Annotated in this window: 6 protein-coding genes and 1 pseudogene; 6 read left to right on the top strand and 1 reads right to left on the bottom strand. The window is 73.4% G+C overall.

Annotation, left to right across the window (positions count from 1 at the left end; genetic code table 11):
- The 6 genes and pseudogenes from HLK59_RS47105 to HLK59_RS47080 form a co-directional block, all read left to right on the top strand.
- Window positions 1-220 (top strand): annotated as a pseudogene (locus HLK59_RS47105) (hypothetical protein); the annotation flags it as partial.
- 7 nt (window positions 221-227) lie between these two features.
- Window positions 228-1043 carry a TlyA family RNA methyltransferase gene (locus HLK59_RS47100; RefSeq protein WP_171147835.1) on the top strand — a complete coding sequence of 272 codons (816 nt, stop codon included), beginning with the start codon at window positions 228-230 and terminating at the stop codon, window positions 1041-1043.
- Window positions 1040-1945 (top strand): NAD kinase, encoded by a 906-nt coding sequence (locus tag HLK59_RS47095; RefSeq protein WP_171147834.1) that lies wholly within the window; start codon window positions 1040-1042, stop codon window positions 1943-1945. Before HLK59_RS47100 ends, HLK59_RS47095 begins: the two co-directional genes overlap by 4 nt.
- 79 nt (window positions 1946-2024) lie before the next feature.
- Window positions 2025-3743 carry a DNA repair protein RecN gene (recN, locus tag HLK59_RS47090; RefSeq protein ID WP_171147836.1) on the top strand — a complete coding sequence of 573 codons (1719 nt, stop codon included), beginning with the start codon at window positions 2025-2027 and terminating at the stop codon, window positions 3741-3743.
- Between the two features lie 36 nt (window positions 3744-3779).
- The gene (locus tag HLK59_RS47085) at window positions 3780-4544 is read left to right on the top strand and encodes a hypothetical protein (protein ID WP_171147833.1); all 765 of its coding nucleotides are present in this window, start codon (window positions 3780-3782) and stop codon (window positions 4542-4544) included.
- A gap of 261 nt (window positions 4545-4805) precedes the next feature.
- Window positions 4806-5942, top strand: a complete 1137-nt coding sequence (locus HLK59_RS47080; RefSeq protein WP_171147832.1) for a glycosyltransferase family 4 protein — start codon at window positions 4806-4808, stop codon at window positions 5940-5942.
- On the opposite strand, the gene HLK59_RS47075 is transcribed toward HLK59_RS47080, so the two are convergent.
- A partial coding sequence (locus HLK59_RS47075) for a helix-turn-helix domain-containing protein (protein ID WP_171147831.1) occupies window positions 5939-6409 on the bottom strand: 471 nt, incomplete at its 5' end. The genes HLK59_RS47080 and HLK59_RS47075 overlap by 4 nt on opposite strands.

Genomic DNA, 6409 nt, shown 5'->3' with positions numbered 1-6409 from the left:
AGAGGAGTATAAGAGACAGAACGTGCCCCGCACCCCCACCGGCAACGCCGACGTCGACGCGCAGATAGAGCGCCTCACCGACGCCGACCACCTCGCCACGGACGGACATGTCGAGGTGTACGAGGATGTACACCGGGGGCTGCGCGACGCGCTCACCGCGCTCGACGCCCGCCCGGGACCTCCGGCGCCCTCACCGTCGTACGGACAACACAGGAGCTGAACCGAACGTGGCAGGAGTCGCACGCCGTCGTCTCGACGCGGAGCTGGTACGCCGGAAGCTCGCGCGCTCGCGCGAGCACGCCAGCCAGCTGATCGCCGCCGGGCGGGTCACCGTCGGCAAGACCGTCGCGACCAAGCCCGCCACGCAGGTGGAGACCGCGGCGGCGATCGTCGTCACGGACGACGACGGCGATCCCGACTACGTGTCCCGGGGTGGGCACAAGCTCGCGGGCGCGTTGCAGGCGTTCGTGCCGCGGGGGCTCGTCGTCGAGGGCCGGCGGGCGCTGGACGCCGGCGCGTCCACCGGCGGGTTCACCGATGTGCTGCTGCGGTCGGGGGCCGCGCACGTCGTCGCCGTCGACGTCGGGTACGGGCAACTCGCGTGGACTCTCCAGAGCGATGAACGCGTCACCGTCAAGGACCGTACGAACGTACGCGAGTTGACGCTTGAAGCGATCGATGGGGAGCCTGTGGATCTTGTCGTGGGGGATCTGTCCTTCATCCCTCTCGGGCTGGTGCTGCCCGCCCTGGCGCGGTGCGTGAAGCCGGACGCCGATCTGGTGATGATGGTGAAGCCGCAGTTCGAGGTGGGGAAGGAACGACTGGGCAGTGGGGGAGTCGTACGGAGTCCGCAGCTGCGGGCGGAGGCCGTGCGGGGAGTGGCCGAGAAGGCGTGGGATCTCGGGCTCGGGGTGAAGGGCGTCACGGCCAGTCCGTTGCCCGGGCCCTCGGGAAATGTCGAATACTTTCTGTGGCTGCGTGCCGGGGCGCCCGTCCTGGACCCGGCCGATGTTGACCGTGCGGTGGCGGAGGGGCCTCGTTGACACCTGACCGAGCTCGTACTGTTTTCCTGCTCGCCCACACGGGGCGGCCCGCCGCCATCCGCAGTGCCGAGCTCGTGGTGAAGGGGCTGCTGCGGTCGGACATCGGCGTGCGCGTCCTGGAGTACGAGGCCGCGGACCTGCCGTTGCCTCCCGAGGTGGAGCTCGTCAAGGAGGCGACTCCCCAGTGCCTGGAGGGGTGCGAGCTGCTCATCGTGCTCGGGGGTGACGGGACGTTGCTGCGGGGCGCCGAGTTCGCCCGGGCGTCCGGGGTGCCGATGCTCGGCGTCAACCTGGGCAGTGTCGGGTTCCTCGCGGAGGCCGAGCGGGACGACCTCGACAAGGTCGTGGACCGGGTGGTGACCAAGGCGTACGAGGTCGAGGAGCGGATGACCGTCGATGTCGTCGTGCACCGCAACGGGGACATCGTCCACACGGACTGGGCCCTGAACGAGGCTGCCGTGCAGAAGGCCGGTGCGGAGAAGCTGCTCGAGGTCGTGCTGGAGATCGACGGGCGGCCGGTGACGGGCTTCGGGTGCGACGGGATCGTGCTGTCCACGCCCACCGGGTCCACGGCCTACGCGTTCTCCGCGGGTGGGCCCGTGGTGTGGCCCGAGGTCGAGGCGTTGCTGATGGTGCCGATCTCGGCGCACGCGCTGTTCGCCAAGCCGTTGGTGACCTCGCCGAACTCCGTGCTGGCCGTGGAGTTGTTGCCGCATATCCCGCCGGGTGTGCTGTGGTGCGACGGGCGGCGGACGTTCGAGCTGCCGCCGGGGGCCAGGGTCGAGGTGCGGCGGGGGGCTGTCCCGGTGCGGTTGGCCCGGCTGCACCACGCGTCCTTCACCGACCGGCTGGTGGCGAAGTTCGCGTTGCCCGTGTCCGGGTGGCGGGGGGCGCCGCACTAGGCGGTCCACTCCCCCGGGTGACAGGGTGCCTCGCACTTGGCTGCCCTTACCTCGTAAGGTCTTCACCGTGCTGGAAGAGATGCGGATACGGTCCCTCGGAGTCATCGACGACGCGGTCGTCGAGCTGTCGCCCGGGTTCACCGCTGTCACGGGTGAGACGGGTGCGGGCAAGACCATGGTGGTCACCAGCCTGGGGCTGCTGCTCGGTGGGCGGGCGGACCCGGCGCTCGTGCGGATCGGGGCCGAGAAAGCGGTCGTGGAGGGTCGGATCAGCGTTCCCGCGGGCGCGGCGGTCGTCCTGCGCGCCGAGGAGGCCGGGGCCGAGCTCGACGACGGTGCGCTGCTCATCAGCCGTACCGTTTCCGCCGAGGGGCGGTCCCGGGCCCATGTGGGCGGGCGGAGCGTGCCCGTCGGGGTGCTGGCCGAGCTGGCCGACGAGCTGGTGGCGGTGCACGGGCAGACCGATCAGCAGGGGCTGCTGAAGCTGTCGCGCCAGCGGCAGGCGCTCGACCGGTACGCCGGGGACGCCGTCGCCGTGCCGCTGGCCAAGTACACCGAGGCCTACCGGCGGCTGCGGGCCGTCGCCGTGGAGCTCGACGAGATCACCACACGTGCGCGTGAGCGGGCCCAGGAGGCCGACATGCTGCGCTACGGCCTCGACGAGATCGCCGGCGTCGAGCCGCGCCCCGGGGAGGACGTCGAACTGGCCGAGGAGGCCGAGCGGCTCGGGCACGCGGAGGCACTGTCGTCCGCCGCCACGGTCGCGCACGCCGCTCTCGCGGGCAACCCCGAGGACCCCGAGGGCATCGACGCCGCCACGCTCGTCGCGGGCGCCCAGCGGGCCCTGGAGGCCGTACGGTCGCACGACCCGGCGCTGGCCGCGCTCGCCGACCGGATCGGGGAGATCGGGATCCTGCTGGGCGATGTGGCGGGGGAGCTGGCGGGCTACGCCGACGATCTCGACGCCGATCCGTTGCGGCTGGCGGCCGTCGAGGAGCGGCGGGCGGCCCTCACGGCACTCACGCGGAAGTACGGCGAGGATGTCGCCGCCGTGCTGGCCTGGGCCGAGCAGGGGGCCGCGCGGCTCACCGAACTCGACGGCGACGACGAGCGGATCGACGAGCTGACCGCCGAGCGGGACGCGCTGCGGGCCGAACTGGGCGGGCTGGCACAGGCGTTGACGGACGCGCGGGTGGAGGCGGCCTCACGGTTCGCCGCCGCGGTGACCGCGGAGCTGGCCTCCCTCGCGATGCCGCACGCGCGCGTGTCCTTCGACATCCGGCAGACCGAGGACGCCGAGGGCGTCGAGGTCGGCGGGCGAGCCGTCGCGTACGGGCCGTCCGGCGCCGACGAGGTCGAGCTGCTGCTCGCCCCGCACCCCGGGGCGCCGCCGCGGCCCATCGCCAAGGGGGCGTCCGGCGGTGAGCTCTCCCGCGTGATGCTGGCCGTCGAGGTCGTGTTCGCGGGGACGGACCCGGTGCCGACCTATCTCTTCGACGAGGTCGACGCCGGCGTCGGTGGCAAGGCCGCGGTCGAGATCGGGCGACGGCTCGCCAAGCTGGCGAAGTCCGCGCAGGTCGTGGTCGTGACGCATCTGCCGCAGGTGGCCGCGTTCGCCGACCGGCAGTTGCTGGTCGAGAAGACCAACGACGGGTCCGTCACACGCTCCGGCGTGAAGATCCTCGAAGGCGAGGAGCGGGTACGGGAGTTGTCCCGGATGCTCGCCGGCCAGGAGGACTCGGAGACCGCGCGGGCGCATGCGGAGGAGCTGCTGGAGGCGGCTCGGGCGGACGCGTAGGGCTTGCCGGGGGTGCGTGCGGAATAGGCTGGCCCGATGATCAGCCGCTCTGTCTCCCTCGGCCTCGCCGCCGCGCTGACCCGCGTCGCCGCCGACGCCCTGCGGACCGAGGCTCCTGGCGGGCGTGACCGCTGGGAGCGGAGGAACTACGCCGGGCGCACCGTCGAGTTGTACGCCGGACCCGCCTGCGCGGCGGGCACCGCGCTCGTCGCCGCCCGCGTCCACCCGGCCGCCGGGCTCGCCGTGGCAGCCGCCGGGGTCTGCGGGGCGTACGACGACGTCGTCGGCGCCGGTGACCCGCGCCGCGGCTTCCGCGCGCATCTCTCCGCCCTCCGCGATGGCGAAGTCACCAGCGGCGCCGTCAAGTTGTTCGGCATCTCGGCCGCCGGGCTCGTCGCGGGGGCGTTCCTCAAGGAGCGGGTCGTCGACAAGGTGCTGGCGGGGGTGGTCATCGCCGGGGCCGCGCACTTCGTCAACCTGGTGGACGTGCGGCCGGGTCGGGCGGCCGGTTCCGTCGTCGCCCTCGGGGTGCCGGGCATGGTGCGGAAGGGGGCCGGGGGAGCGTTGGCCGCCGCGACGGTGGGTGCCGCCGCCGCGGTGCTGCCCGACGATCTCGGTGAGCGCGTGATGATCGGCGACACGGGGGCGCACGCGCTGGGCGCGGCTCTGGGCGTCGCGGTCGTGGCGGGCAACGGGCGAGCGGGTCTGGTCGCCCATGCCGCCGCCGTCGTCGCCGCGGCCCTGTACGGGGACACGGTCAGCGAGGTCGCGCGGTCGTTGCCGCTCGGGCTCCCCGAGTGAGCCCCGTACGCTCCCGGTGACTCCAGTGGCTCCGAACGACCCCGTTCGCTCCGAACGCGCCCCGTTTCTCACCCGTGTGAGTGACCCGCCCCCTCTCCTCCCGGAACCCCCACACCCCCGGCGTTCCCGGAACACCCGTACGTGCTGGCATCCTTGGCCTAGAACGCAGTACGCGTAGGAAGCGCGCGGTACACCCCTCCGCTCGACACCTTCTGTACGTTTCCTCGTGACCGCCCGACCCGAACCAGGAGCCCCGGCCACGTGACCCCCGTGAGCAGCCACTCACCGCACGGCCAGTCGCCGCTGCGCACCGTTCAGGTGCTCGGCGGCGGCAACGCCCGCAGCAGCGCGCATGTGCGGTCCCTGGCCTCCGGGCTGGTCGCGAGGGGCGTGCGGGTGACCGTGTGCGCCCCGGTCGACGCCGATCGCACCTATGACTTCAGCGGTGCCGGCGCCGAACATGTGCACGTGCCGCGCAGCAGCGACCCGGGGGCCGTCGCCGCGTTGCGGGCCGCCTGCGCGGACGCCGACCTCGTCCACGCGCACGGGCTGCACGCCTCGTTCCGTGCGGTGCTCGCGCTCAGCGGACGGCGGACTCCGCTAGTCGTCACCTGGCACGACCGGGCCCATGCCGAGGGCGCGCGGGCCCATCTGGTGCGACTGCTGGAGCGGCGGGTCGTGAAGGCGGCCTCCGTGGTCCTCGGGGCCAGTTCGGCGCTGGTCGACCGGGCCCGGGCGACGGGCGCGCGGGACGCGCGGCTCGCCGCGGTCGCACTGCCCGGCATCCGCAAGGCCGTGCGGCTGGAGGACCCCGACCGGCTGCGGCCCAAGGTGCGGGCCGAACTCGGCGCCACCGGACGCCCGTTGCTGATGGCCGTCGGCTCCCTCGACAGCCATCGGGGCTACGACACCCTGCTGGACGCCTCGCGCGCGTGGCGGGGGCTCGACCCCGTGCCGCTCGTCGTGATCGCGGGGGAGGGCCCGCTGCGTACGGAGTTGCAGCGCCGGATCGAGGACGAGGGGCTGCCGGTGCGGCTCATCGGCCGACGCGACGACGTGACCGAACTGCTCGCGGCCGCCGATCTCGCGCTGCTGTCGAGCAGTTGGGAGTCCCGTTCCGTCCTCGCCCAGGAGGCCCTCCACGCGCGCGTGCCGCTCGTCGCGACCGAGGTCGGCAGCATGCCCGAGCTCGTGGGCGACGCCGCCGAACTCGTGCCGTACGGCGACGCGGAGGCCCTCGCCGAGAGCGTCGTACGCCTTCTCGGTGATCCCGAGCGGTGCGAGGAGCTGCGGGCGAAGGGCGTACGGCAGGCCGCCACCTGGCCGTCCGAGGACGAGACCGTCGCCCAGGTGCTCAGCGTCTACGACGAGTTGACGCAGCCGCGACCCCTCATCTAGGAGACGTGCCTGCGGGCTCTCAGGGCCAGGCTCAACGCCAGTACCGTCTGCGGGTCGTCGAGGTCGGTGCCCAGCAACTCGCCGATGCGGGCGAGGCGGTTGTAGAGCGTCTGCCGGTTCAGGTGCAGTTCGCGTGCCGTCTCCGCCTTGCGGCCCGCGTGCGCGAGATACGTCTCCAGGGTGGGCAGTAGCGGCGGCTTGGAGCGGTGGTCGTGGTCGCGGACCGGGCCGATCGCACGGTCGACGAAGGCCGCGAGGTCCGGATGGTCGCGCAGCCGCCACAGCAGCAGGTCGATGTCGAGGCGGCGGGCGTCGTACCAGGGCCGGTCCGACAGCCCCTGCGCGGCGGTCGCCGTCTCCGCGGCGTGCCGCAGCCCCGCCGAAGCCGCCACCCAGCCGCCCGCCACCCCGACGACCACCACCGGCGGCTGTGCGCCAGGCCGCTGCATCCCGGCCCGCTCCACCCC

Source organism: Streptomyces sp. S3(2020), assembly GCF_013044505.1.
Taxonomy (GTDB): Bacteria; Actinomycetota; Actinomycetes; order Streptomycetales; family Streptomycetaceae; genus Streptomyces.
This window is presented reverse-complemented; position numbering and strand designations above follow the sequence as displayed.